This is a genomic window from Sulfitobacter sp. HGT1 (assembly GCF_013282155.1).
In the GTDB taxonomy this organism is placed as follows: domain Bacteria; phylum Pseudomonadota; class Alphaproteobacteria; order Rhodobacterales; family Rhodobacteraceae; genus Sulfitobacter.
Window position 1 is genome coordinate 487,225 of the sequence record NZ_BLWI01000008.1, and the last position, 24,012, is coordinate 511,236.

The 24,012-nt window shown below is 59.8% G+C and carries 19 protein-coding genes and 1 riboswitch; of the genes, 3 read left to right on the plus strand and 16 right to left on the minus strand.

All coding sequences use genetic code 11. The features are described from left to right. Window position 1 precedes the first annotated feature (1 nt). The 9 genes from HGT1_RS08550 to HGT1_RS08590 all read right to left on the minus strand — a co-directional run bounded on the left by HGT1_RS08550 (window position 2) and on the right by HGT1_RS08590 (window position 8,517). Window positions 2-868: an energy transducer TonB gene (locus HGT1_RS08550; protein ID WP_176249502.1), complete on the minus strand. Its 867-nt coding sequence runs from the start codon at window positions 866-868 to the stop codon at window positions 2-4. Beyond that, a complete protein-coding gene (locus tag HGT1_RS08555) occupies window positions 865-1,242 on the minus strand; it encodes a biopolymer transporter ExbD (protein ID WP_176249503.1) in 378 nt (125 codons plus the stop codon). Before HGT1_RS08555 ends, HGT1_RS08550 begins: the two co-directional genes overlap by 4 nt. A gap of 4 nt (window positions 1,243-1,246) precedes the next feature. Then, complete coding sequence (locus HGT1_RS08560) at window positions 1,247-1,624, minus strand: biopolymer transporter ExbD (RefSeq protein WP_176249504.1); 378 nt, start codon at window positions 1,622-1,624, stop codon at window positions 1,247-1,249. Further along, on the minus strand, window positions 1,624-2,211 hold the full coding sequence (locus HGT1_RS08565) for a MotA/TolQ/ExbB proton channel family protein (RefSeq protein ID WP_176249505.1): 588 nt from the start codon (window positions 2,209-2,211) through the stop codon (window positions 1,624-1,626). The genes HGT1_RS08560 and HGT1_RS08565 overlap by 1 nt, the downstream gene beginning before the upstream one ends. Then, on the minus strand, window positions 2,208-2,966 hold the full coding sequence (locus HGT1_RS08570) for an ABC transporter ATP-binding protein (RefSeq protein WP_176249506.1): 759 nt from the start codon (window positions 2,964-2,966) through the stop codon (window positions 2,208-2,210). The genes HGT1_RS08565 and HGT1_RS08570 overlap by 4 nt, the downstream gene beginning before the upstream one ends. Next, a complete protein-coding gene (locus HGT1_RS08575; RefSeq protein ID WP_176249507.1) occupies window positions 2,963-3,946 on the minus strand; it encodes an iron ABC transporter permease in 984 nt (327 codons plus the stop codon). The genes HGT1_RS08570 and HGT1_RS08575 overlap by 4 nt, the downstream gene beginning before the upstream one ends. Further along, entirely contained in the window at window positions 3,943-4,833 is an 891-nt protein-coding gene (locus HGT1_RS08580) for an ABC transporter substrate-binding protein (protein WP_255200144.1), read from the minus strand. The genes HGT1_RS08575 and HGT1_RS08580 overlap by 4 nt, the downstream gene beginning before the upstream one ends. Further along, window positions 4,814-6,679: a TonB-dependent siderophore receptor gene (locus tag HGT1_RS08585; protein WP_176249509.1), complete on the minus strand. Its 1,866-nt coding sequence runs from the start codon at window positions 6,677-6,679 to the stop codon at window positions 4,814-4,816. Before HGT1_RS08585 ends, HGT1_RS08580 begins: the two co-directional genes overlap by 20 nt. 134 nt (window positions 6,680-6,813) lie before the next feature. After that, a riboswitch (cobalamin riboswitch) is annotated at window positions 6,814-7,020 on the minus strand. Window positions 7,021-7,062: 42 nt separating this feature from the next. Beyond that, window positions 7,063-8,517 (minus strand): aldehyde dehydrogenase family protein, encoded by a 1,455-nt coding sequence (locus HGT1_RS08590; RefSeq protein WP_176249510.1) that lies wholly within the window; start codon window positions 8,515-8,517, stop codon window positions 7,063-7,065. Between the two features lie 157 nt (window positions 8,518-8,674). On the opposite strand from HGT1_RS08590, the gene HGT1_RS08595 reads away from it, so the two are divergent. Next, window positions 8,675-9,775 (plus strand): AI-2E family transporter, encoded by a 1,101-nt coding sequence (locus HGT1_RS08595; protein WP_255200145.1) that lies wholly within the window; start codon window positions 8,675-8,677, stop codon window positions 9,773-9,775. Here HGT1_RS08595 and HGT1_RS08600 read toward each other — a convergent pair. The 3 genes from HGT1_RS08600 to HGT1_RS08610 form a co-directional block, all read right to left on the minus strand. Beyond that, on the minus strand, window positions 9,761-11,161 hold the full coding sequence (locus HGT1_RS08600) for a TRAP transporter large permease (protein ID WP_176249511.1): 1,401 nt from the start codon (window positions 11,159-11,161) through the stop codon (window positions 9,761-9,763). The two genes, HGT1_RS08595 and HGT1_RS08600, sit on opposite strands and share 15 nt — an antisense overlap. Beyond that, window positions 11,161-11,796, minus strand: coding sequence for a TRAP transporter small permease subunit (locus HGT1_RS08605; protein WP_176249512.1), 636 nt, complete (start codon window positions 11,794-11,796; stop codon window positions 11,161-11,163). Before HGT1_RS08605 ends, HGT1_RS08600 begins: the two co-directional genes overlap by 1 nt. Before the next feature lie 108 nt (window positions 11,797-11,904). Beyond that, on the minus strand, window positions 11,905-12,909 hold the full coding sequence (locus tag HGT1_RS08610; RefSeq protein ID WP_176249513.1) for a C4-dicarboxylate ABC transporter substrate-binding protein: 1,005 nt from the start codon (window positions 12,907-12,909) through the stop codon (window positions 11,905-11,907). 384 nt (window positions 12,910-13,293) lie between these two features. On the opposite strand from HGT1_RS08610, the gene acs reads away from it, so the two are divergent. Then, the gene (gene acs / locus HGT1_RS08615; RefSeq protein WP_176249514.1) at window positions 13,294-15,246 is read left to right on the plus strand and encodes an acetate--CoA ligase; all 1,953 of its coding nucleotides are present in this window, start codon (window positions 13,294-13,296) and stop codon (window positions 15,244-15,246) included. A gap of 115 nt (window positions 15,247-15,361) precedes the next feature. On the opposite strand, the gene HGT1_RS08620 is transcribed toward acs, so the two are convergent. Both HGT1_RS08620 and HGT1_RS08625 read right to left on the minus strand, forming a co-directional pair. Next, complete coding sequence (locus HGT1_RS08620; protein ID WP_176249515.1) at window positions 15,362-15,772, minus strand: response regulator; 411 nt, start codon at window positions 15,770-15,772, stop codon at window positions 15,362-15,364. Continuing rightward, window positions 15,765-17,222 carry a PAS domain S-box protein gene (locus HGT1_RS08625; RefSeq protein WP_176249516.1) on the minus strand — a complete coding sequence of 486 codons (1,458 nt, stop codon included), beginning with the start codon at window positions 17,220-17,222 and terminating at the stop codon, window positions 15,765-15,767. The genes HGT1_RS08620 and HGT1_RS08625 overlap by 8 nt, the downstream gene beginning before the upstream one ends. A gap of 219 nt (window positions 17,223-17,441) precedes the next feature. Here HGT1_RS08625 and HGT1_RS08630 point away from each other — a divergent pair, with 219 nt between their 5' ends. After that, on the plus strand, window positions 17,442-17,960 hold the full coding sequence (locus HGT1_RS08630) for a flavin reductase family protein (protein ID WP_176249517.1): 519 nt from the start codon (window positions 17,442-17,444) through the stop codon (window positions 17,958-17,960). Window positions 17,961-17,962: 2 nt separating this feature from the next. Here the strand turns inward: HGT1_RS08630 and HGT1_RS08635 are convergent, their stop codons facing one another. Together HGT1_RS08635 and HGT1_RS08640 are read right to left on the minus strand one after the other, a co-directional pair. Further along, complete coding sequence (locus tag HGT1_RS08635) at window positions 17,963-21,937, minus strand: translocation/assembly module TamB domain-containing protein (protein ID WP_176249518.1); 3,975 nt, start codon at window positions 21,935-21,937, stop codon at window positions 17,963-17,965. Beyond that, window positions 21,934-23,754: an autotransporter assembly complex family protein gene (locus HGT1_RS08640; protein WP_176249519.1), complete on the minus strand. Its 1,821-nt coding sequence runs from the start codon at window positions 23,752-23,754 to the stop codon at window positions 21,934-21,936. Before HGT1_RS08640 ends, HGT1_RS08635 begins: the two co-directional genes overlap by 4 nt. Window positions 23,755-24,012: the final 258 nt, after the last annotated feature.

Below are 24,012 nucleotides of genomic sequence, written 5' to 3' on the forward strand. Positions count from 1 at the left end.
GTTACGGCGCGAACTTCATCGGCAGCGTAAAGCTGTGAACCCCTGATTTCAGCCCCTTTGGCGCAGAAGCGATGCGGGCGGATTTCACGGCAGCCACCGCCGCGCGGTCGATTTGGGCCACGCCGGAAGATTTGCGCACCGACACGCCCGTCACCTGCCCCTTGGTATGGACCGAAATGGCCAGCGTCACCGTGCCATGCGCCCGTGTGCCCGATGGATAGCGCTTGCGCCGCTCGATGCTGGTGCGGATCTGCCCGCCCCAGGACGCCATCAGATTTTTGCGATTGGCCGGTTTCGCTTTGGTTGCGGCCCCGGTGCCAGCGGAGCCCTTGGCGGTTTTGCCACCGCTGCCCGCCGCCTTTTGTGGCGCGTTGGATTGCGAAGATTTCTTGGGCTGCGGTTTTTGCGCTGTGGCTTTGGGGGTCTGCACTGACTTGGCCTTGGCCACCGGTTTCGGCGTTGGCTTTGGCTTTGCAACCTTCTCTGGCCGCAGTTTGGGGCGCTGCTCTGGCAGTTTTGGTTTGGCTGCCGGGGTTTGATCGACGTCGGGCAATGCAGGGGCGGCACCCGCAGCGGGCATAGGTGACGGGGCGCGCGAAGTGACAGCGCTTTGTGGCATCGCGGGTTCAGGGGCGGCCAATTCGGGGAGCAATTGTGCCGGTTGCACCACGTTCTGCACCACCTCGACGGGCTTTTCCCATTCGGTCACCATGTCTTGCACAGACATGTTTGCCGCCGCCAGCGTGACAGTGGCATCGCCCCCCGCGCCCGCAGCGCTTTGGGTACCCGTTGGTGCGATATAGCCCACCGTCAGGTGCAGCGCCGTGGCACCCGCAAGAAAGGCAGAGAATTCAAAGAACTGTTTCATGGCGTACGGATCACCAATTCGACATCTGCGTGGCCCATCGCGGACAGCCGCGCAAGAACCTGCGCCAACCTGCGGGCCTCGAGCGTTGCATCCGCACGGACCGTCAGCGGCGCAGGGTCGACCGCGCCAAGCAGGTCCCACGCGGCATCATCCAATGCGCCGTCATAGCCAACAGTGCCTTGCGCCGACAAATACAAGGTCTGGTCGCCGGTCACTTCGCCCTTGGCCTGCGTTTCGGGCAGGGTCAGATCAAACGGCGGGGCCTGCGTGATCGTGGCGGACATCATGAAAAATATCAGCAGCAAAAAGACGACATTGATCATTGGAACAATGGATTCAGCAGGCTGGCGGCGGCGGGGTTGGGCGAACTTCATGGCGCTACTCCACCACGACCAGATTGGCGAACCCGGCGGCTTGCAGCGCCTGTGCTACATCCAGCAACCGTTGCAGGCTGGCCCCGTCGGTGCCGCGCAGAATGACGGTGTCGGCGCGGTCCTGGGTCAGCGGGGTCAGCGCATCGGGCAGGCCCGCAATATCAACGCCCATGCCGTTCAACGTCAGAGCGTCGGGGGCGATGTCGATCAGGCGCGGCGGGCCGGAATAGGCCGCCCCCGCCCCTGCACCGGACAGGCGCACCGCCGCATCCTGACCGAATTGCGAGGCCAGCATGAAAAACACCAACAGCAAGAACACCACGTCGATCATTGGCGTTAGGCTTGGCCTGCGGCTGCGGCGTGGGGATGCAAAGGCAAACATCAGCCCGCCTGCCCCCCGGAGGTAAAGATACGTGTGGCGATGTCCTCCATGTCGCCCTGCACCCGTTCGGCGATGGCTTCGAACCAGCTAAGGGCGACTGCGGCGGGGATCGCCACGCCCATGCCTGCCGCCGTGGTCAAAAGTGCCTCCCAGATGCCGCCGGCCAGAACCGACGGGTCGGCCTGACCGCCGGTGGTTTCCAGCGCCTGAAACGCGTCAATCATGCCCAAAACGGTGCCCAGCAAGCCGATCAGCGGCGCGATGGTCACAATCAGTTCAAGCGGGCGCAAGCCGCTGCGCAGTTGCACCAGCACACGGCCCGCAAGGCGCATCACCTCTTCGCGGGCAAGGCCGTCAGGTAAACGGCGCGCGCCAATCACATCGGCAGCGAAACGGGCGCGCAGCCCTTTGGCGGGCACAGACTGGCCCGCGACAATCGCCTCGGCGCGGGCACGAGACCACGCGCCCATCAGCGACAAACGCCACAATTTCCACAAGACGATGGCCAGTACCAGCACGGATAGAACCGCAATCGCCCAAAGCGCCGGACCGCCGGTGTTCAGGAAAGCGAGCATTTCGGGTGTCATGACAGAACCTCTAGCGGTTGGAAAATGATGCCGTCGGGTGTTTCTTGCAAATAGGCGCTGATGCCAAAGGCGGCGCGGATCAGATCGGGGGTCAGCACGTCACGCGGCGGTCCATCGGCTGCAATGCCACCGCTGTGCAACATCACGATGCGGGTGCAATGGCGGGCGGCAAGACCCAGATCATGCAGGGATACCAACACAGATTGCCCCGTCCGGGCAAGGGCCGCAAAGGTTTGCATGGTCGCAATCTGGTGCGCGGGATCAAGCCCCGCCGTGGGTTCATCCGCCATCAGCAAAGGGGCCTCTTGGGCAAGGCTGCGGGCAATCAGCACGCGCGCCTGTTCGCCCCCCGACAAATGCGTCGCTGTGCGGTGGCGGTAATCCTCAAGGCCCATGCGGGCGATGGCGCGTTCCACGGCGGCTGTGTCTGCCGCGCTTGGCTTTTGGCCTGCGACCAGATGGGGAATGCGGCCAAGGCGGATCAGGGTTTCCACATCCACAGGCCAGGCGATTTCACGCGCTTGCGGCATCCACGCGGCGGCGCGGCCCCGATCCCGCGATGACATGGCGGCCAGCGAACTGTGCCCCTGCGACGGGATCAAGCCCAGGCAGGCGCGCATCAGCGTCGTCTTGCCCGCGCCATTCGGGCCGATCAGCCCTACGATTTCAGACGGTCCGATCTCGAGGTTGATGCCCTGCAATATCTGTTTGTCCCGGCGTTTCACCGCGAAATCACGCAGGCTGAGCATGGTCATAGCCCGTCCCTCCGCGTGCGGTAGATCAGGTGCAGGAACAGCGGTGCCCCGACCAGTGCCGTGACCACCCCCAGCTTGAGGTCGCTTTCAGGCAGCACCACACGCACCAGTATATCTGCGGCCAGTATCATCGCCGCCCCGCCAAGCCCCGAGGCCCATAGCAAGGCACCGGGCCGTGCACCAACCCAAGGGCGCAGTAAATGCGGCACCACAAGACCGACAAACCCGATCGCCCCCGCAACCGCAGTGGACGCCCCCACAACCGCCGCCGTGCCAAAGATCAGTGACAGACGCAGGCGGGTCAGGTTCACCCCCATCGCCTCGGCCGCGTCTTCGCCCAAGGTCAGCGCATCCAGCCCGCGCGACAGGGTCGACAGCAGCAGGCTTCCTGTGATGATCAGGGGCAAGGCGATCCAGACATGGATCATCGATCGATCCGCCAGCGACCCCATCATCCAGAATATTATCTCGCTCGCCGCATAGGGGTTCGGCGACAGGTTCAACACCAGCGATGTCAGCGCCCCCGCAAAGGCGGAAATCGCGATCCCGGCAAGGATCAGGGTCAGGGACGATCCGCGGGGTCCGGCCAGCACCAAGACCAGCAAGACGCCCACCAATGCCCCCGCCAGCGCCATCATCGGCAAGGCCAGAACCATCGTCGCCGCAAGCCCGGTCTGGATCGACAAAACCGCCCCCAAAGCCGCAGAGCCCGACACGCCGATCAGCCCCGGATCAGCCAGGGGGTTGCGCAGATAGCCCTGCATCGCGGCCCCGGCCAGCCCCAAAGCACCGCCGACCAGCACCCCCAGTATGGCACGTGGCAAACGGATTTCGCGCATCACCAGCGTCATCGGGCCGTCGTCGCCAAACATCAGGGCGTTCAGACTTTGACCCACGCTCAGCTGTGCCGGGCCGATCACCAGCGCACCGATGAACAACAGCACCACAATGGTGCACAAGAACAATGCAAGGCGGTTCATTCCACCGCTCCTTGGGCTTGAATGCGTATACGCAGTTCCGTCATCTTGGCGATGGCGCGCAGGACAAATGGTGTACCACAGACCCAATCGTGATCTGTCAGCCCTGCCCTTTCGCCATTCTTGCGCAGCGCGGCAACGGCGGGATGGTCCATAATTTCTTCGGCGCGTGATCCGCCCTCATAGGGCAGGCTTTGGATCACGGCATCGGGTTGCGCCATGGCCAGAACCTCAAGCGGGATGATCCCGCCACCCGCATAGCCCGCCGCAACGGCCGCATTTTTAAACCCCGCCAAGGTCAGGATCTCCCCCGCCATGGACCTATCCCCTGTGGTATAGCCATTGGCCTGATACACCGCCGCTGTGGGCCGGTTGGAGGGGGTGGCCTGAAACGCGGCAAGTGCGGTTTGATACTCGGCCACCAGTGCCGCCGCCTTGTCTTGCTGGCCCAAGATCTCGCCCATATGGGTCAGTTGGTCGGGGATGGTGGACAGACTGTTGCTGATCTCAAAGGTCTCGACCCTGATGCCAAGCCGTTCCAACATCCGCACGGTGGCGCGCGCACTATAGGGGCTGGTCAGCACCAGATCGGGCTGCATCAGATAGATTTCTTCGGCGCGTCCGTGGTTGGTGATGTACTGGTCCGCCTGCACCACCATAGCAGAGCTGCGCGGATCACTGGCAAGTTGTGAGACAGACAAGAGCTGCCCCTCGCCTGCGATCAGCATTGCCAGCTGGTCGGTGCACAGGTTCATCGACACGACCCTTTGCGGCGCGTCTGAGGACACGACCCTTTGCGGCGCGGCTTGGGCAAAGCAAACAGCGGGCGCGCAAAACAGCGCACCCGCAAGCCACATGGCGTGGATGGGTTTAGAAGTTCGCACGGACACCGATATAGGCCGCGCGGCCCCGGCTGGCATAGCCCCAGACGTCAACTGCATCATCGTCAAACAGGTTGGTAATCCGCCCTGTCAGCGTCACGCGGTCATTCAGGTCGTAATCGGCGGCCACATCAACCGTGGTATAGGACGGCAGTTTGATCGTCGAATAGGTCCCAAAGAACTGCGTGTCATAATTTGCCGACACGTGGCGCAGGTCTGCGGAAACCGACCCACGGCCGCCAAAGGTTTCAACTGTGGCACCAAGGGTGAATTCGTGACGCGGACGGCGGATTTCCACGCTGCCATTGGGGTTCTTCGCATCCAGATAGGTATAGGACATGCGCAGCGAAACGGTGTCGGTCGCCTGCATGTTGCCCGAAATCTCAACACCTTCGCGGGTGCTTTCACCGGCCTGGTTCTCGTAGGTGAATGCACCACCACCAAGCGAGAGGGAAGAAATCTCGTCTGTCAGCTTTTCGTTGAAATACGTCACATCAATCGTGCCGCGCCCCTCAAACACCGGGAATTCGGCCCCGATATCAAAGCTCTTGTTTTCTTCCGGACGCAGGTTTGGGTTGCCGGTATAGCCAAATGCATTGGCAAAAAGCTCGAAATACGAGGGGTTCACAACGCCCGTACCAGCCGATGCGTGCAAACGGATGCCCGATCCAGCCAAGGTATAGCCCAGACCAACATTCCACGTCGTGGCGTTCTCGAAAACATCGTTGTCGTCGAAACGTGCACCGGCTTGCAGATCAACACCGTTGCTGAACGCACCGCGATATTCCAAGGCAATGGATTGGGCCGCGCGGTTATAGGCCGGGTTACTGTCGCTGGTATCGCTTTGACGCTCGACAAGCAGGTTCAGCAGGTGATCGGTTTCAGCAACACTGCGCCCGTCCAACCCATAGCTCAGGCGGTATTTCAGCGCTTCACTCTCGGTCTGCCCCAAAGGTGCCCCGTTAGAGCTTTGGCGGTTGCGGGTGGTCTCATAAGCCAGACGGTGCGTCAAACGCCCGCCCATCATCATGTATTCGGCATAAACCTGCGCTGTCAGTTCCTTGCGGTCGGCATATTGCGACGGATCGTCAACAACATAGCTGGCCGGATCGGTCGCCACGAAAGAGGTGGAATCAAAATCGTAGTTTTCATCGGATGTGCGCAGAACGAAGCCCAGTTTCAGATCATCCGTCACCAGATAATCGCCGCTCAGGATCGCTGTGTTACGCTCTAGCCCGTCTTTTTCGCCGCCATCACCAGACTGGTCATAGCCGGCGTCATTGGTATGCGCCAAGGACAGCGACACACCGCCCCGTTCGTTGCGGCGCGCGATAAACGCGGTGGCGATTGTCGCAGAGCCGACTTCGAGGCTGGTGGAATAGGTTTCGCCCAGATCGCCCTTGCGGGTGATGATGTTGATCACACCCGAAGACGCGTTCGACCCGTAATACACAGACTGGGGGCCGCGCAGGACTTCGATGCGTTCGATGTTGGCGGTCTCAAGCCCGCTGAACACATATTCGCCGTCGCCACCGGCGGCTTCGACACCGTCGATCAGCACCAATGTGTGGTTTGCTTCGCCGCCACGGATGCGCACTTGGGTAAAGTTGCTGCTAACACCGCTGACCTGAACACCGGGCAGGCTGCGCAGGGCGTCTGCGACATTGGTGATGCCGCGGTCTTCGATGTCTTGTGCGGTGATGACAGTTGCGGCGCGGCCATAGGCGTTGGCGGCGATGGGCGACAGGCCGCCCGACACGATGATCTCGTCCAGTGCCAGTGTTTCCTGTGCAACAGCGGCCGAGGTGCAAAGCGCGATAAGCGCGGCGGATGAAAGTAGGGATGTTCTAAACATCTTAAGTCCCTTTGGTAACGACCGGCAATCGGTCGTTTGACGTCGTAAATGTCAGTAAAGGGACTGGATTGCCCCCCGCAGACGGTGAAGCCACCACAGCGGAGAATCCGCAGCCAAAGCGCCCCTCGCGCCCTTAGCAGGGTGATCACCTTGGCAGGTCTCCTGACTTGCGGGTCAAAGCTGAACCGGACCTTCCCATCATGACAGACATGACAGTGGCCTTTGCCGGTATCGCTCGCCGCTTACAGTTGCGGGGGCAGTCGTGGAATGGGCAGGTGCCGCACCACGTTCCCTTTTAACCGAACGACAGAACCGTCCGGACCAAAGTGAGTCCGTTGCTACAACCGGTCGCACCGTTTGTGAAGACGATTCTTAACTTTTCGCTAGCCGTGGAACGCCGCAACCGTCTTGAGGGTCGAGAACCCGTAAAGCGCCTCAAAGCCCTTTTCGCGGCCATGTCCGGACAGGCCAACACCCCCGAAAGGCAGTTCAACCCCGCCCCCCGCGCCGTAGTTATTCAGGAACACCTGACCCGCGCGCAGCTGTTTGGCCAGCCGCATCTGCCGCGCCCCGTTTTGCGACCACACGGCGGCGACCAATCCAAAGTCGGTGCCATTGGCGATTTGCACGGCCTCTTCCTCGGTATCAAAGGGGATGATGACCTGCACGGGGCCGAATATTTCCTCTTGGGCCAGCACATGATCGGGGGCGACACCGGCGAATAATGTCGGCGCGACATAGGCCCCGTTTTCAGGCGCATCCGCCACGATCAGGCCACGGCCGACGACCTCCAAACCGTCGCCCTTGGCCAGATACCCTTCGACGATGGCCTTTTGGCGCGACGAAATCAGCGGCCCGACATCCAGATCGGCCATGGCCGGGCCTACCCGAAAGACATCATACCGCGCGCCCATCTGTGCCACCACGCGGTCATAGACACCGCGCTGCACCAATATCCTGGAGGCCGCCGAACAGGTCTGGCCCGCATTCTGGATGCCCGCATTGACCAGAAACGGCAGTGCTGCATCGATATCGGCATCGTCAAACACCAGCTGCGGCGACTTGCCCCCCAGTTCAAGCGTGACAGGCACGACATTACGGGCGGTGGTTTCCTGGATCAGCTTTCCGACCCCGACAGAGCCGGTAAACGACAGATGATGCACGCCGGAATGCCGCGTCAGCGCCGCCCCCGCTTCGGCCCCCAAGCCCGGCACCACATTCAGCGCACCGGCGGGCAGGCCTGCCGCATGGGCGATCTGCGCAAAGGCAAGGGCTGTGAGACAGGCTTCCTCGGCGGGCTTGAGCACCGTGGCGTTGCCCATCGCAAGGGCCGCCCCGACAGAACGCCCGATGATCTGCATAGGATAATTCCAAGGGATAATATGCCCCGTCACCCCATGCGGTTCGCGCAAGGTATAGACGGTATAGCCGTCCAGATACGGGATCGTTTCGCCGTGCAGCTTGTCACAGGCACCGCCGTAAAACTCCATATAGCGCGCCAGCGCCAGCACATCTGCACGGGCCTGTTTCAACGGCTTGCCCACATCCAGCGCCTCGAGGCGGGTCAGTTCGTCGATATTGTCCAGAACCCCCTGCCCGATCCGCGCCAGCACCCGCCCGCGTTCGGCTGCGGTGGCGCGGCCCCAGTCGCCGCGCAACGCCGCATGGGCAGCCTGCACCGCGCGATCAATGTCTGTGTCCGATCCGCGCGCAATGTCACACAGGCGCGATCCATCCGACGGGTTCACCAGCGTCACACGCGCCGACGTGGCAGAGGGCACCCAAGCCCCCCCTATAAAGCAAAGGGACGGGTCCAGACCTAGGGGCGTGACGGGCATTTTGGTTTCTCCGTATCAGACATTCCCCCACATCAGCACAGATCCGCCCCCTTCGCGAGCGGTATTGCCGCGACATGCAACAATCGTGTGCTTGGCCGTGAACCTTTTGCCCGGTTGCGGCGTTTGATCCGTAACCCCTGACGCATTGGACATTCCTGTGGAACACATTCCCTCGATCCGGCGCTCTTTGCAAATGCTGGTGCTGATATCGCTTTTTGTCACAGCCTATTTTGCCAAAGACCTTATCTTGCCGATTTTGCTGGGCTTTTTGCTTGCCCTGACCCTAAGCCCCGTTGGCCGTGGCTTGTACCGTATTGGCGTGCCACATGTCGTTTCCGCCTTTATTCTCGTGTCGGCCACCGCGCTGCTGATCCTGTCGGTGGTGGTGCTCTCCGCCGGGACGGTTGCCCTTTGGAGCGACGAAATCCCGCAAATGGGCCGGGAAATCGAACAAAAGCTCAGCAGCCTTAGTCAAGCGGTCGAAACCATGCGCAGCGCCAGCGAGGAAGTCGACAAGATCAGCAATGGCGGAGTCGACAACAGCAACGAAGTCGTCGTGCGCCAACCCGGATTGCTGGACACGGCGCTGGATACGGTCAGCACCACAGGCGCGTCGCTGGCGGTTATCCTGATCCTCGCGCTGTTCTTGTTGTCATCAGGAGAGATGTTCTACCTCAAGCTGGTGCAGTCCATGCCCACCATGACAGGCAAGAAACGTGCACTGCAGACCGTCTATGATGTGGAAAAACGGGTGTCGCGGTATCTGCTGACCATCGCGTCGATCAACGCGGGGCTTGGTATTTGCGTCGGGCTGTATCTGACGGCACTGGGCCTGCCTTCGGCCTATATCTGGGGGATTGCCGCGTTCATGCTGAATTTCCTGCCCTATATCGGCGGGTTCGGTGGCGTTATCTTGGTCGCGGGTTTTTCAATCGTGACCTTCGACAGCCTTGGCTATGCCTTGCTGGCCCCCTTGGGCTATCTCACGCTGACCATGCTTGAGGGGCAGATCGTCACGCCATGGCTGGTCGGTCGCCGCCTTGAGATGAACACGGTCGCCGTGTTTCTGACCGTGGTGTTCTGGGGCTGGCTTTGGGGAATTGCAGGTGCCTTGGTTGCGGTGCCTTTCCTCGTTGTCTTCAAGGTCATCTGCGAGAATTTTGAGCCCCTGCATACCATCGGGAATTTCCTGTCCGCAGAACAGGTCAAACCCGAGGATAGCAGGGAACAACAACGCGCTGATCTAGCTGGCCAGTGACGGCAGCCACAGCACGATAGACGGGAAGGCCACGAGCAAGGCGATCGTGATGGCATCCGCGACAAAGAACGGGGCCACGCCTTGGAACACGTCCTGAACCGTCAGGTCGTCACGCACACCGGCAACGACAAAACAGTTCAACCCGATGGGCGGGGTGATCAGGCAGAACTCGGCCATTTTCACCACCAAGATCCCGAACCAGATCGCGCACATCGGACCTGACATGCCAAAGGAACTGTCGGCGGCGGACACGAATTCGCCCCCGTTCAACGCCATCACCGCAGGATAGACCACAGGCAAGGTCAGCAGCAGCATCCCGATGGCATCCATGAACATGCCCAACACGGCATAGGCCAGCAGGATACAGATCAGGATCAGCATCGGGGCCATTTCAAGCGACGAAATCCAGTCGGCAAAGGCACCGGGCAAATCGGCAAAGCCCAGAAAGCGCACATAGATCAACACGCCCCAGATGATGCTAAAGATCATCACCGTCAGCTTGGCGGTTTCCAGCAAGGCGTCCTTCAGCTCTGGCCAGCGCATTCCGCGCCACAGCGCCATCAGGAACACGATAAACGCCCCGATGGCACCGCCTTCTGTGGGTGTGCCCCACGCATCGCCAAACGGGTTGTAGACGAAAAAGATGATGATCACGACAACGGCCACAATCGGCAAGGCCGGTGGCAGGGATTCAAACCGTTCACGCCATGTGAAGCCGGTGATCGGGGGGCCTACCTTTTTCCAGACCAGCGCAATGCCCACGATGATGATCGTATAGACCAGCGCCGAAAACGCACCGGGGATAAAGCCCGCCAGCAACAGCTTGCCCACATCCTGTTCCACGATAATGGCATAGATCACCAGAATCGCCGATGGCGGAATAAGTGAAGCCAGTGTGCCCGCAGCCGCCACAACACCGGCGGCGAATTTTTTGTTATAGCCGTTTTCGAGCATCTCTGGGATGGCGATACGCGCGAAAACCGCCGAAGTCGCAACCGAAGCACCGGATACCGCCGCAAACCCCGCCGTGGCGAAAACAGTGGCAACCGCCAGCCCGCCCGGCACCCAGGCGATCCAGCGTTTTGCCGCCTCGAACAGGGCCTTGGTCAGACCCGCGTAATAGGCAAGATACCCGATCAGGATAAAGGTCGGGATCAGCGACAGCGCCTGGCTGGCCACTTTGGAATGCGGCACCTGCCCGGCTGTTTTCGTGGCAACGGTCATCGCCCACATGAATTGCGAGGGGTCATACCCCTTTTTGGCCCAGAACACCCAGACCAGCCCGACCAGACCCGCCATCGCGGCGGCAAAGGCCACGCGCATCCCCAAAACGACCATGACCAAAAGGCCGATGGATACGTAAATACCAATGTCGATACTGTCCATCAGAGGTCCTCCCGTCCGGTGACAGCGGCCGCTTCACGCGCCGCAATTGTTGCTGCATCTTCGACCAGCGGCACACCAACAGGTTCATCCGTGCCGCTTTTGATCGCCAAGCCGTAGGAATAAAGCTGCAACATCAGACGCAAGGCCAATACGGAAAATGCGACAGGCACGATCAGCTTGGCTGGCCAGATCGGCAGTTTGATGTCGATGCTGCTGTCTCGGCTCCAGAGCGGGGCGGCAAAGTCGAAACTGCGTTGGAAATGCGCCCATGATCCCCAGATCAGCAACAAGATCAGGACCAACACCAGGAATGTCGTGATAAATTCGGCGGTCCACAGGGCACGGCCCCGAAGCCTGCCCACCAGAATGTCCATCCGGATATGCCCGCCATCGCGTTGGGTATAGCTGACCCCCATAATCGCGATCAACGGCATCGCCATTTCGATCAGATCGACATAGCCCTGCACCGGAGAGTTGAAAATGTTACGTCCCCCGACGGAATAAACCGCCAGAAGCATCAGGGCAAAAACGGCAACCCCACTGACCAGACCAAAGGCTCTTTCAAGCCGGTATAGCCCCTGATCCAGACGGCTCAGAAGACTGTCATCGGTTATTACCGCAGCACGAATGGCCATGGTGTTCCCCCCAATATCAAGATGGTTGTACGGCGATAAAAATCGCTTCGGAAATAGCAAACGGCGCGCAGCCCATACCAGGGCAGCGCGCCGTTCAAATGTCCGAGGTTACTTACCCAGTGTCGTGATCACCAGATCATAGAGCTCTTGCGCAGGCAGACCGCGTGCGTTGTTCTCTTCGATCCATTTGGCAGCAACAGGGCCGGCAGCCTTTTCGCGGAACGCGGCAAGGTTGTCTTCGTTATAGCTGACCTTTTCGATGCCTTTTTCATCCAGCAACGCCCACCACTTGGTCATGGTGTTGTTGTTGTAGTTGTCGATGTAATAGGCCAGCGACTCGTCGACCGACCCCAACAGGGCCTCACGCTCGGCGTCAGACAAGGCACCCAGCGCATCGGAGTTCACCACAACAGGGCAGTTCACGGTGCCGGGGTTGAGGTTTTCTGTCCACCATTTCGCAGCTTCCATGATCCCAAAGGACATGTGCGCATGGGGGGCAAATGCGATCGATTTAACGATGCCCGAATCCATTGCCTGACGGGCCTCGCCCGAGGTCACGGAGGTTGGCACAGCACCGATCAGCGTCAGCGCTTCGCCGATACCACCTGTCGCACGAACAGTCAGACCGTCGTAATCGGCAAGCGTTTTGGGCGCGTCGCCCACACCGGCAATGTTATACTGTGGCATCGGCGATGGCATCAGCAGCGTTGCGTTCCAACGTGCCAGATCGGCAACTGTAGCCGGGTGCGCATAGATTGCTTTGGAAGCCGCGACTTCTTCTTCGAGGGTCTGCACGCCAAGGAACGGCAGTTCCAGCACGGTGATCGACGGGTTTTTATCCGCGTGGTAGCCTGCACAGAACTGCGCCATCTCGAAGGCACCAATGGAAATACCATCAAGGTTTTCAGTGTTCTTGGACAGACCACCGTAGCTGACGTTAATGGTGAATTCGCCGCCGGTCTTTTCGGAAACCAGTTCTGCGATTTTCTCGATGTGCTCGGTAAAGGCGCGACGCTTGCCCCAAACAGATGCGTTCCACTCGGTTGCCACAGCTTGTGATGCGAATGCGAATGTGAGGGCGCTGATTGCTGCGCCGTTTAGTAGATTCTTCATGTAGTCTCTCCCTTGATGCGGAGCTATGCGTTCCGCTTGCCAAAACACTAACTGCGGACAGCGGGTCTGCCAACCCCAGAACATGCGGTGCCGATTTTAGGCCTTTGGCTTGATCCTGAAATGGTTTGAGGCCGCAAATTTGCCCTGTAAAACCGCTTGAAAATGTTGACATGTAATCGGCGGCAAAGGCGGGAAAATTCCCAATACCCCTCGCAAAATTTACAAATCACCGCCGCTTTCGGAAAAAAATTTACAGACAAAGCGCGCCATAACAGATACTTATTCCTTTCTTTTCAGTTGCCGCTATGATCCGCCAAGGGAGGATCGACGAGCCGTCAGGCTCAGCCGGTCGATTGAATGCTATGATCCTTGAGGGAGGAACCGATGTCCAACGCTGCAAAGACCTATCCGCCATCCGCCGAAATGGCTGCAGGTGCCCATGTGAACGCTGCCAAATACGATGCCATGTACAAGGCGTCGATTGATGATGCAGACGGGTTCTGGCGCGAACAGGCGCAGCGTATTGACTGGATGACCCCCTTTACCACAGTAAAGGACGTGGATTTCACCTTTGGACAGGTCAAGATCAACTGGTTCGCCGATGGTGCGCTGAACGTCAGCGCCAACTGTATCGACCGCCACCTTGAGACACGCGGCGACCAGACCGCCATCATCTGGGAGCCCGACAGCCCCGAAGAAGGCGCGCAGCACATCACCTACAAGGAACTGCACGCCCAGACCTGCAAAATGGCAAACATCCTGCGCGATCTGGGTGTGACCAAAGGCGACCGGGTTGTCATCTATCTGCCGATGATCCCCGAAGCCGCCTATGCGATGCTGGCTTGCGCGCGGATCGGTGCCATCCACTCCATCGTTTTCGCAGGTTTCTCGCCCGATGCCTTGGCATCGCGGGTGAACGGATCAGAGGCCAAGGTCGTCATCACTGCCGATTATGCCCCGCGCGGTGGCAAGGCGACGCCGCTGAAAACCAATGCCGACCAAGCGCTGCTGCACTGCAAGGACAGCGTCAAATGCCTCGTTGTCAAGCGCACCGGCGGCCAGACAACCTGGACCGAAGGCCGCGATTTCGACTATAAAGCACTGGCAAAGGACGCCGCTGACACCTGCGCCCCCGAGGCGATGAACGCCGAAGATCCGCTGTTCATCCTCTACACCTCGGGCTCGACCGGTCAGCCCAAAGGCGTTGTGCATTCCACCGGCGGCTATCTGGTCTATGCCGCGATGACCCACGAGATCACGTTCGATTACCATGATGGCGATGTCTATTGGTGCACTGCGGATGTGGGTTGGGTCACGGGCCACAGCTATATCGTCTATGGGCCACTGGCCAATGGTGCCACCACCCTGATGTTCGAAGGCGTGCCAACCTATCCCGATGCCAGCCGGTTCTGGCAGATCTGCGAAAAGCACAAGGTGAACCAGTTCTACACCGCCCCCACCGCCATTCGTGCGCTGATGGGCAAGGGGCGCGAATTCGTGGACGGCTGTGATCTGAGCAGCCTCAAATTGCTGGGGACCGTGGGCGAACCGATCAACCCCGAAGCATGGAACTGGTACAATGACGTTGTCGGCAAGGGCAATTGCCCGATCGTCGACACATGGTGGCAGACCGAAACCGGCGGTCACTTGATGACCCCCCTGCCCGGTGCTCACGCCACCAAACCCGGTGCCGCGATGAAGCCGTTCTTTGGCATCAAACCGGTCGTGCTGGAACCCGCCTCGGGCGAGATCGTCGAGGGCAATGGCGTCGAAGGTGTGTTGTGCATCGCCGACAGCTGGCCCGGTCAGATGCGTACCGTTTGGGGCGATCACGAACGGTTCGAGCAGACATATTTCAGCGACTACAAGGGCTATTACTTTACCGGTGACGGCTGCCGCCGCGACGAAGACGGCGATTACTGGATCACCGGGCGCGTCGATGACGTGATCAACGTATCCGGCCACCGCATGGGGACCGCCGAAGTCGAAAGCGCGCTGGTTGCCCACCCCAAGGTGGCCGAGGCCGCCGTGGTCGGTTATCCGCATGATATCAAAGGCCAAGGCATCTATTGCTATGTGTCCTTGATGGCGGGTGAGGAACCTACGGACGAGCTGCGCACCGAACTGCGCAACTGGGTACGCACCGAAATCGGCCCGATTGCATCGCCAGACCTGATCCAATGGGCCCCCGGCCTGCCAAAAACACGGTCGGGCAAGATCATGCGCCGCATCCTGCGCAAGATTGCCGAAAACGACTTTGGCGCGCTTGGCGACATCTCGACACTGGCGGAACCCGAAGTGGTGGACGAACTGATCGAAAACCGCATGAACCGCTAAGGGAAACGCACACATATTAGAAAAGGGGGCATCCAGTCGGGTGCCCCTTTTGCAGTCCGGCCCTGGGGGAAACGCCCCCAACACCGGCCATGCCTCAGGCGTCTGTCCCTAGCCCTTATGCATAAAGCCTCCGGATTTTCTGAACCCCCTCGTCATCAAGGGGTTTGAAAACATACCCTTTGATTGATCCGATTTCTGCTGCTTTTGCCATGTCTTGCGGATTGCTGGACGAGGTCAGCATCATCACGACCAAGCCTGGCGGACTGTTTGCGGCTTGGGCCTTGCGCTCCATCTCGAGGATGGTTTCGAAACCCGTCAAAAGCGGCATATTCACATCCATCAAAATAAGAAACGGCGTGCCTTGAGCATCCCTGCGAAAATCGCCCCTTGTCAGCCGTTCAAGGAATTCAGTGCCGTTTGTGACCTCAAATATCTCCCCAAATCCGCCAGCTTTGGCAAGCCGCCGCCTTACGATATATCGATCCGAAACGTTGTCATCGACAACCACAACCGGAATATCAGTCATGCGTTTTTTCCTCCGATGGCAGGGTAAAGCATATCTCGGTGCCTTGCCCCACGGTGCTGTTGATCGTGATCTCCCCGCCAAGCCGTTCAACCTGTTTTTGAACCAATGACAGACCCAGCCCGTCACCACTTCGCTCGTCCAGTCTGATGAACATCTGAAATACCTTGAGCAAATTCTGCTCTGAAATTCCTATCCCGTTATCCCGGACAGATATTTTCACCCCATCTTCAACGGCATCGCTTTTGACGCAAATCACATGCTCCGGTTTCGAGCTGTCGCCATAGCGCAATGCGTTGGACAGCATGTTTTCGATGATCACTTTCAACGTCGGCAGCTCTGTCACGAGGGGGTCAGCATAATTGAACTCCAGCTCCAGCTTTGTGGTGCTTTTTCCGCCTGTGAGATCTATCCATATCTCTGCGATGATGGCATCCAGCAAGACCGGTACCTTTGGCATCCCGTCCCGTCCCGCACGTGCGATTTGCAACACACCTTCGACTTTTTTGGCGCTGCGGTGGCTGATATCAATCACCCTTGCAAGGTTCTCGCGCACCTCATCAAGGTTCCCTTCATCCAGATCCTCGATGCATAAATTCAACAGCCCGGTGATCGACGACAACGGTGCCTTCAGATCGTGGCTCGCGCTATAGGCAAAATGCGAAAGCTCGACATTCAGCGCCGCCAGCTCCGCGCTTTTCCTTGCAACCGCCTCGGCCGCCGCGACACGTTCGGATAAATCGACAATCGTGCTCATGACCAAGACCCCGCTTGGTGCATCGACAGGTGTGAGGGATATTTCCACGGGAAAGCGTGTCCCGTCACTGCGCCGGGCGAACAGATCCCTGCCCAACCCCATGAACCGTTCGGTGCTGTTGTTCATGAAACTGCCAAGATACACAGGATGCGCCCGCCGGAATTCTTCGGGAATAAGCATCTCCACCTTATGACCCAGCAGATCTTCTTCATCATAGCCAAACAACGTCGACGCGGCTTTGTTGACGAACACGATTGTCCCGCGTCCATCCACCATCACCATGGCGCTGGCAGCGGCATCCATGGCGCGGTGCATCCGGTCCTCGTGGACCTTTCGATGGCTGATGTCGATGGCTGCAACAAGCGCCATTTTTTCGACGCCATCGGTGACCGGTTCAAGCCCCAGTTCAAGCGGGATCACATTGCCCGATTTTGTCACCCCATGCAGATCACGCCCCGCCCCCATGCTCCGCTTCGTTGACACCTGGTTATAGGCACTGCGCAATTCGGGGTGATATTCGCGGATTGAGGCGGGCACCAATGCCTCAACGTTCAACCCGCGGAGCTCTTCAATGGTGTATTCAAAAAGATCAAGGAAATCGTCATTGGCCAGCAACATCGAACCATCACTTGCAACCAAAAGCATCGGCACCGGAGATATATCAAACGCCAAACGGAATTTATCAATTAGCGACACATCAAGCCCTTCTTATTTATGACAGCAGCCCGACACTGAAATTCATCCTCGATCTACCTATCCAAGGGAGGTTAAGAAACCGTTCGCTGTCACAAGGTGCGTAGAGCCGGGCCGTTTCAAACCCCTTTGCAACGCTTTCCCTTACGGCTTTGCCACCGCACAAAGCCCCTGCGGTTTTGCCGTCTGGACAATTCTGCCCCCCCGTGGCACCGCTGCACCATGAAAAAAAGCTTGCATCATTTCGTTCCGGCCTCTGACGACACTTCAGACCTGCGTCGCGCCTTCGGGCGCTTTGCGACCGGGGTAACGGTGGTCACCGTCCAGACGCCGCAAGGCCCGCTGGGCATGACCGCAAATTCGTTTTCATCCGTGTCGCTTGATCCGGCATTGGTGCTGTGGTCGCCCGGAAAATCGTCAAAACGCCATGACGCCTTTGTCCAGGCACCGCATTTCGCAATCCATGTTCTGGGCGCGGACCAGCAGGCATTGGCAGATCACTTTGCCGCCAATGGCGACGGGTTCGACCGTTTCGATTGGTCCAAAGGGCCTAATGGCGCGCCAACATTGGCCGGATGCCTGACGACTTTTCATTGCGATACATTCGCCGTCCATCCGGCGGGTGACCATTCACTGATCCTGGGTCAGGTCACGCAATGCGCCTATGAGCCGGACCGACACGCCCCCGCCTTGCTGTTCGAACAAAGCAGGTTCGGCGCGTTCAGCACATCCGCCAGCTAAGCCTAGTAATCTTTCTCGAAGAAGATCCCGATGCCGGTGTTACCGTCTGAATGAACCGTCCCCTTGGCGGTCAGGTTCTTGGAGATGTCCAGATTGATGGAGATATCAGCCGTCCCGTCAGACGCGGCAGTCACATCGGTATAGACGTTATCCGAGATGTATTTGCCCGCGCGCACCGCCGTTGCACCGCTGTCTGTGGTGGTCACATCCAGATCGTCCAATCCGAACCCCGTGCGCAAATTCGAAATCACGCCAGCCCCGCCGCGCCCTGCCAACGTCGCGACAGCACTTGCCAGTTGCAGCGCCTGAAACGCCGAGATTTCAGAGATATTGCGCCCGAAAAGCAATTGCGCAAGGACCTCGTCCTGCGGCGATGCGGGGGTCGATTCAAATGATACTTCCGGCGCGGTTGCAGGGCCTTCGATGATGATGCGCACTTCGCCTGTTTGGGTCGCCGTGGCCGTGACAAAGCGCAGATAGGGCACCAGATCGCCCTGGAATTGCACCGCCCCTTCGTTCAGATCAAAGCGCTTGCCCAGGATATCCAGCCGCCCGCGGATCAGATCAAACCGTCCGGCCGAGATCACGCGATTGGTCGTCCCTGTCAGCAACAGACCCCCGCCCAATTCCGCGTCCAGCCCGCGCCCGCGTACAAAAATACGGTTCGGCGCGTTGATCTGGATGTTCATCCCAAAGCCTGGCCCCTTATCTGCCGCGACCCCCTCCGCGTCCGCCCGTGCGCCATCAAGCCCGGCCTTGCGTCTGGTGGCAATCACATCAGCAGGTGCCCCGATAAAATCGATCGGTGGAATGTCACCAATACTGGTCAGCCCCGTCGACGGCACCGTGATGCTGGTCTCACCGACATCAATCCGGCCATCAATTCGCGCCCCACCTGTGAGCGGGCCTGCAAGACGCAAGTCGCCATTCAGCGACGTGCGATAAAGCGACGGGTCAATCAGCACCAGATTGTTCAATCCGATCTGCAAATCCGCCGTCATTGATCCGGTCAGGATGATAGCACCGCCGACCTTGATCTGCCCGCCATCAACGTTTTCTGCCGACAGATCGACCTGCGCGCGATTGTTGCCAAGGTCGATGTTGGCCGCGATGTTTTTCAAGGCGATCCGCAGGTTGGGCGCGGAAAGCGACGCGTTCGATGTGCGAATGGTGCCTGACACAGACCCAAGCTGCGCCGGCCCGTTCACGCTTAGATCAAAGACCGCCTGCCCTTGCAGGATGCGTGGCGCGATAAAGGGCGCAGACAGACCCAGCGGTGCGTTGCCGTTGATATCAAGGTTCAGGGTGCCATCGCTGCCCACCAGCCCCGCAATGATCGCCTGCGTGCCAGCCGGACCGCTTGCATTGGTGTTCACGCGCCAGCCCGCACTTTCCTGTCGGGCTGTGCCCGTCACATTCAGCGGCCCGTTCAGCTTGGGAACCAGTGCCGCGAGATTTGGGATCGTGATGTCATAGTTCAGCGCAGGGGTGTCGCCGGTCACGACGCCCTGCACCGATGCCCGCGCCGCATAGGGGCCCGTTGCATTGGTATCAATGGCGATGCCCGCCGGGGTCTGGCGGATCGACCCTGTGGCTGCCAGAGGCCCCGATACGCCGGGGGCCAAAGGCTGCACATTGGGCACGGCTATATCAAACGAGATGTCGATCATCGGCGTCAGCGCACCTTGCACCGCGACCTGCGCGTCATAGGGACCGGATGTCTTTGCATCAATGACAAACCCGGCGTCGGTCTGTTTCAGGGTGCCTGCCGCCGTCAGCGGGCCTGTGACCTGCGGCGCAAAGGCCTGCACACGGGGGATTTGCGCCTCGAATTCGATATCCAGCGGGGTCAGCAGCCCTTTGACAGTGGCCGATACATTTTCTGGTGCGGCGGCTTTGGCATCCACCTGCCAGCCGTCGGGCGTCTGCCGCAAAATGCCATCCAGCGCGATCTTGCCTCCAACCGGCGCGTCCGGAACGAAGTCTTTGATTTCAGGAACCTGCGCGGTGAAGTTCAACGTCGCGTTCGGGCCGGTCGCCAGACCTTTGGCGGTCAGCGCGGCGTTATAGGGGCCGTCGGTCACGGCATCCACCGTCCAGCCGCGGGTGTCCTGATCGGCGGTGGCGGTGATCGTCACGGGGCCGGAATACTGCGGCAGGACAAGGTGGATATTGACCAGATTGGCCGTGAACCGCGCTTGCGAATTATCGCTGCGCAGCTCTGCGCCGCCGGTCACGGACACAGCCGCGTTCTCAAGCGTCAGATCACGCACAAAGGTGCCCGTCTCATCGCGCAAGGCCGCGACACTTAGCGTGGTTTCGCCAGCAAGCACCGCATCCGCCTGCGCGATGCCCAGCTTCAGGTCGCGGGTCAGGCCGGTGATGTTCAGATCAAACATGCCGTCCAGCGGTTTGACCTGACCGGCCAGATCGACGTTTGCAGCACCGTCCAGCTCGCGTCCGGCAAGGGCCGAAAAGCGGCTGATTTCCGTGGCTTCCAGCCGTGCCTTAAGCTGCGTCAGGAAATTCTCGGCGGGGCCATTGATCGTCATATCCCCCGTCAAACCGTAATCTGTGCCCGACAGGTCAAGCCCGCTGATCTGCACGGGCTGCCCTTCGACATAGGTGATGGTGGCGCGACCGCTAAGCGCGCGGCCCAAGGCCTCGGACAGGGCGGCGTTGGTAAAAGTCAGCCCCTTGGTCGCAAAATCCAGATCGCCGTCAAACGCACCGACGCTGCCCGCTTTTCCAGCCAGCGTACCGGTCAGGTTCAATTGTGTGCTGTCAATCGCCAGCGCATCTGTGGCCAATCCGTCAACGTCAAAGACCGCTGTAATCGTGTCGCCATCACCCGCATCATATTTCACGCCCAGATCCACGCGGCGCACATAGGTGCTGGCCCCCGCAACCGGCAGCAAAACCCGTTCGCCATCGGTTGCGGCCACGGTGCCGGTGATATCAATCAGGCTGGGCCATTTATCGCTGTTCAAGGTGATCTTGCCCTGCAATTCGGCCGCTTGCGCCTTGAGGGCGAAATCACTGACATCAAGCCCGCCATCCGCCTGCACCATGGCATCAAGCGTCAGCGCCACGTCTGTGCCGAAAAATTCGCGGTATTGCGACAGGATCAATGCCGTCACATCCCCGCGCAGATCGGCCTGAATGCGGCGGTCGGGGTCATCGGTTGCCCCTTGTTCGGCCACGATCACCTGTCCGGCCAGACGTTGTTCGCCATCGGTCGACAGCTTGATGTCGGTCTTGAAATCCGACACCGGCCCCGACCCTGCAACGGTCAGATCAACCGAAGGTTCGCCGGGGATCTTCAGGGTCCGCGAGATGATGCCCTTTTGCTCTTCCGAGAGGTTGACCAGCAGATCAAGCAGGTTGTCGCTGCGGTTCAGATCAGCCGAAATCTTGAACGACCCTTGCTTGCCATCCGTGCGGGTGGCGTCGATATCAAGGGTCACGACTTCGTCATTCAGCTTCGCGGTGGCCTTGAGGTTCAGTTGCGCAGCTTCGCCCAGGATCGGCGCGCCCAGCACAATTTCCTCGACCTCGAAATTGGCGACATCGATGGAAACCGGCAAATCGGGAATGGCCGGAAAGGTAAACGGCTTGGCCTCGGGATCGGGCAAACTGTCTTCTTGCGTGGCGGGCAGACGCGGTACCGACAGACGCTTGGCGGTCAACGCCTGAACTTCAAGCCGGCCGCGCAACAGGGCAGACCGGTTCCAGTCCAGCTCGACCTCCTCCAATGTCAGCCACACGCCTTGGTCGTCGGAAATCGTCATTTGATCGAATGACGCCCGCGAGCTGAGCGCGCCTGCAAAGCCGTCGATGCTGACAATCCGCCCCGCCCCGCTTAGCGCGTTCTGGATGGTGCGGGTCAGGAAATCCTTGTCGTCCTCCTGGGCCAACGCGCCCGAGGCCAGAAGCATCATACAGGTGAAAAGGAAGCTGCGTACAAAGTGGATCAAAACGATTGTCCAATACCGATATAGACTTGAAAATTCTCGCCCGTTTCAGGCCCCGATGTCGGCACCGCGAAATCGACGCGGATCGGGCCGATGCCCGTCTCATAGCGCAGGCCAAGCCCCGCACCCGAATGCCAGACCCCCGACCCGTCATAGAATGCCTCGGCCCCGATATAGCCCGCATCGGCAAAGGCCACGATGCCGATCTTGTCCCGCACCGCAACGCGCGCTTCTGCGGACAGACCCAGAAAGCTGCGCCCGCCAACGGTATTCCCGCCACCCAAATCAACGCCAAGCGTCTGGTAGGGCTGTCCGCGGACGCTGCCGCCGCCGCCCGAATAAAACAGATAATCTGCCGGGGCCTGCGCCAAAGTTGGACCGTAAACCGACCCAAGCTGCCCGCGCAGGGCAAAGGTGACCGGACGGGTGGTGCCAAAGGTCTTGTAACCGCGCACATCAACATAGCTGCGCAACCCGCTGGACGACCCCGAAACCGCCGCGAAGGGCGTCAGGCTGGCCTTGGCGTAATAACCGTCTTTGGCGTCCAGACGGTTGTCGCGGTAATCATGTTCGGCGGTCAGTGGCAGCGTCACCAAAGTGTAGTTTTGCGTGCCGAATGCATCGCGGGTTTCGGCAGTGCGCAGCCCCATGCCCAGCGTATAGGTCCGCTCGGCGCTGGCGATCCGTTCAATCCCTGTCTCGATCTCGAACTGCCGCGAGAAAAAATTCACCTCGTCCAGCTGTTCGATCTCGGCGAAGGCGTAAAAATTGGTGTCGGCGTTAAAGGTCGCGGGCCGTTCAAAACGCGTCGACAGCCGGTAATCCGTCCCGCCCGAACTGCCACCGATGCCCGATATCTCACCCTCAACCCGCAGGTTTTCGGCACCGCCCAAAAGGTTGCGGTGCATCCAGTAGCTGCTGACTGTCAGCCCCTCAAGCGACGACAGTTCGGCCCCAAAGCCAAAGCGGCGCGGTGGTGCATCCGCAATCTGCGCGGTGATCGGCAGAAGATCAGGCGCGGTGATCTGGTCGGCCTCAAGCATCGCGACAGAGCTGAAAGCCCCTGTGCGGCGCAGACGGGTGGCCGCCAGATCCAGTTGGTCCTGAGAATACACCTGCCCCGTGGGCAAACCGGCGATCTTGACGATCCGACGCAAACGCACGGCGCTGTCGCCCTTTACCGTCAGATCACCAAACCGCAGGCGCGGACCGGGGGCCAGCCGCAAGGTCGCGCTGATTGTGCTGTCGGGAACCCGCGCGGTAAGCTGCTGATCGGCCAATGCCGCCTTGGCATGCCCCTGATCGCGCCAGCCTTTTATGCCGGCTGATACCGTGTCTTTCAACACGCCCAGACGGGCTGGCGCGCCCACAGCGAATTCTTCGGGCAATTCGGTGTCAGGCGCGACTGGCGCGATTTCCGCCTTGGCAAAGCTGAACTTTTTGCCCGGCTTGACCGTGATGACCGCCTTGTCGATCCGCGCGGGTGGTGACACGGGCGCAATCGTGGACGCATCCACCCCGTCCACGGTGATCGTGATCACGGCTGCGAAATACCCCTGATCGTAAAGCACGGCCAGCAATCTGGCATAATCGGCCTGCGCTGCCGCCAGCAATTCCTGGGTCGACGGGGTTGCGTCCTCGGCGGTTTGTTCGCGCAACAGCGATCCGCCCAGCACGGCCTCATAAAGGTCGGAGCCTTTTTCGACGCCCGTGATATCCAGCGTTGCCGCAAAGCCGACCGAACTGCCCCACAGCACCGCCGCAGCAGCCGTGGTGGCGAGCAAACCCGCTAGAAATCTGTCTTTTGTCGAACGCGACATGCGCCACCCCTTCTTTGCGAAGAACGATACCCGATGCAGATCAGATAGATCGTTCAGGCGGCTCGTCAGCAGTGAACCAATAATATTGGCTACATAACTGAAACAATCGGCTTGCAACAAATATTCTGTTGGGGAAATGCGCAATTGTGAACACAAAATCTGGTATTTGACACTAAATCAGCCCGAACAGGCGAAGATGCGCCGTTTTGCACCACATCTAAACGCAAAACGCCCGCCAAGACGATGCTTGGCGGGCGT

Coding starts and splice junctions, on each gene's coding strand:
- HGT1_RS08550 (WP_176249502.1), bottom strand. CDS start 868: ATGAAACAGTTCTTTGAATTCTCTGCCTTTCTTGCGGGTGCCACGGCG.
- HGT1_RS08555 (WP_176249503.1), bottom strand. CDS start 1,242: ATGAAGTTCGCCCAACCCCGCCGCCGCCAGCCTGCTGAATCCATTGTT.
- HGT1_RS08560 (WP_176249504.1), bottom strand. CDS start 1,624: ATGTTTGCCTTTGCATCCCCACGCCGCAGCCGCAGGCCAAGCCTAACG.
- HGT1_RS08565 (WP_176249505.1), bottom strand. CDS start 2,211: ATGACACCCGAAATGCTCGCTTTCCTGAACACCGGCGGTCCGGCGCTT.
- HGT1_RS08570 (WP_176249506.1), bottom strand. CDS start 2,966: ATGACCATGCTCAGCCTGCGTGATTTCGCGGTGAAACGCCGGGACAAA.
- HGT1_RS08575 (WP_176249507.1), bottom strand. CDS start 3,946: ATGAACCGCCTTGCATTGTTCTTGTGCACCATTGTGGTGCTGTTGTTC.
- HGT1_RS08585 (WP_176249509.1), bottom strand. CDS start 6,679: ATGTTTAGAACATCCCTACTTTCATCCGCCGCGCTTATCGCGCTTTGC.
- HGT1_RS08590 (WP_176249510.1), bottom strand. CDS start 8,517: ATGCCCGTCACGCCCCTAGGTCTGGACCCGTCCCTTTGCTTTATAGGG.
- HGT1_RS08600 (WP_176249511.1), bottom strand. CDS start 11,161: ATGGACAGTATCGACATTGGTATTTACGTATCCATCGGCCTTTTGGTC.
- HGT1_RS08605 (WP_176249512.1), bottom strand. CDS start 11,796: ATGGCCATTCGTGCTGCGGTAATAACCGATGACAGTCTTCTGAGCCGT.
- HGT1_RS08610 (WP_176249513.1), bottom strand. CDS start 12,909: ATGAAGAATCTACTAAACGGCGCAGCAATCAGCGCCCTCACATTCGCA.
- acs (WP_176249514.1), top strand. CDS start 13,294: ATGTCCAACGCTGCAAAGACCTATCCGCCATCCGCCGAAATGGCTGCA.
- HGT1_RS08620 (WP_176249515.1), bottom strand. CDS start 15,772: ATGACTGATATTCCGGTTGTGGTTGTCGATGACAACGTTTCGGATCGA.
- HGT1_RS08630 (WP_176249517.1), top strand. CDS start 17,442: ATGAAAAAAAGCTTGCATCATTTCGTTCCGGCCTCTGACGACACTTCA.
- HGT1_RS08640 (WP_176249519.1), bottom strand. CDS start 23,754: ATGTCGCGTTCGACAAAAGACAGATTTCTAGCGGGTTTGCTCGCCACC.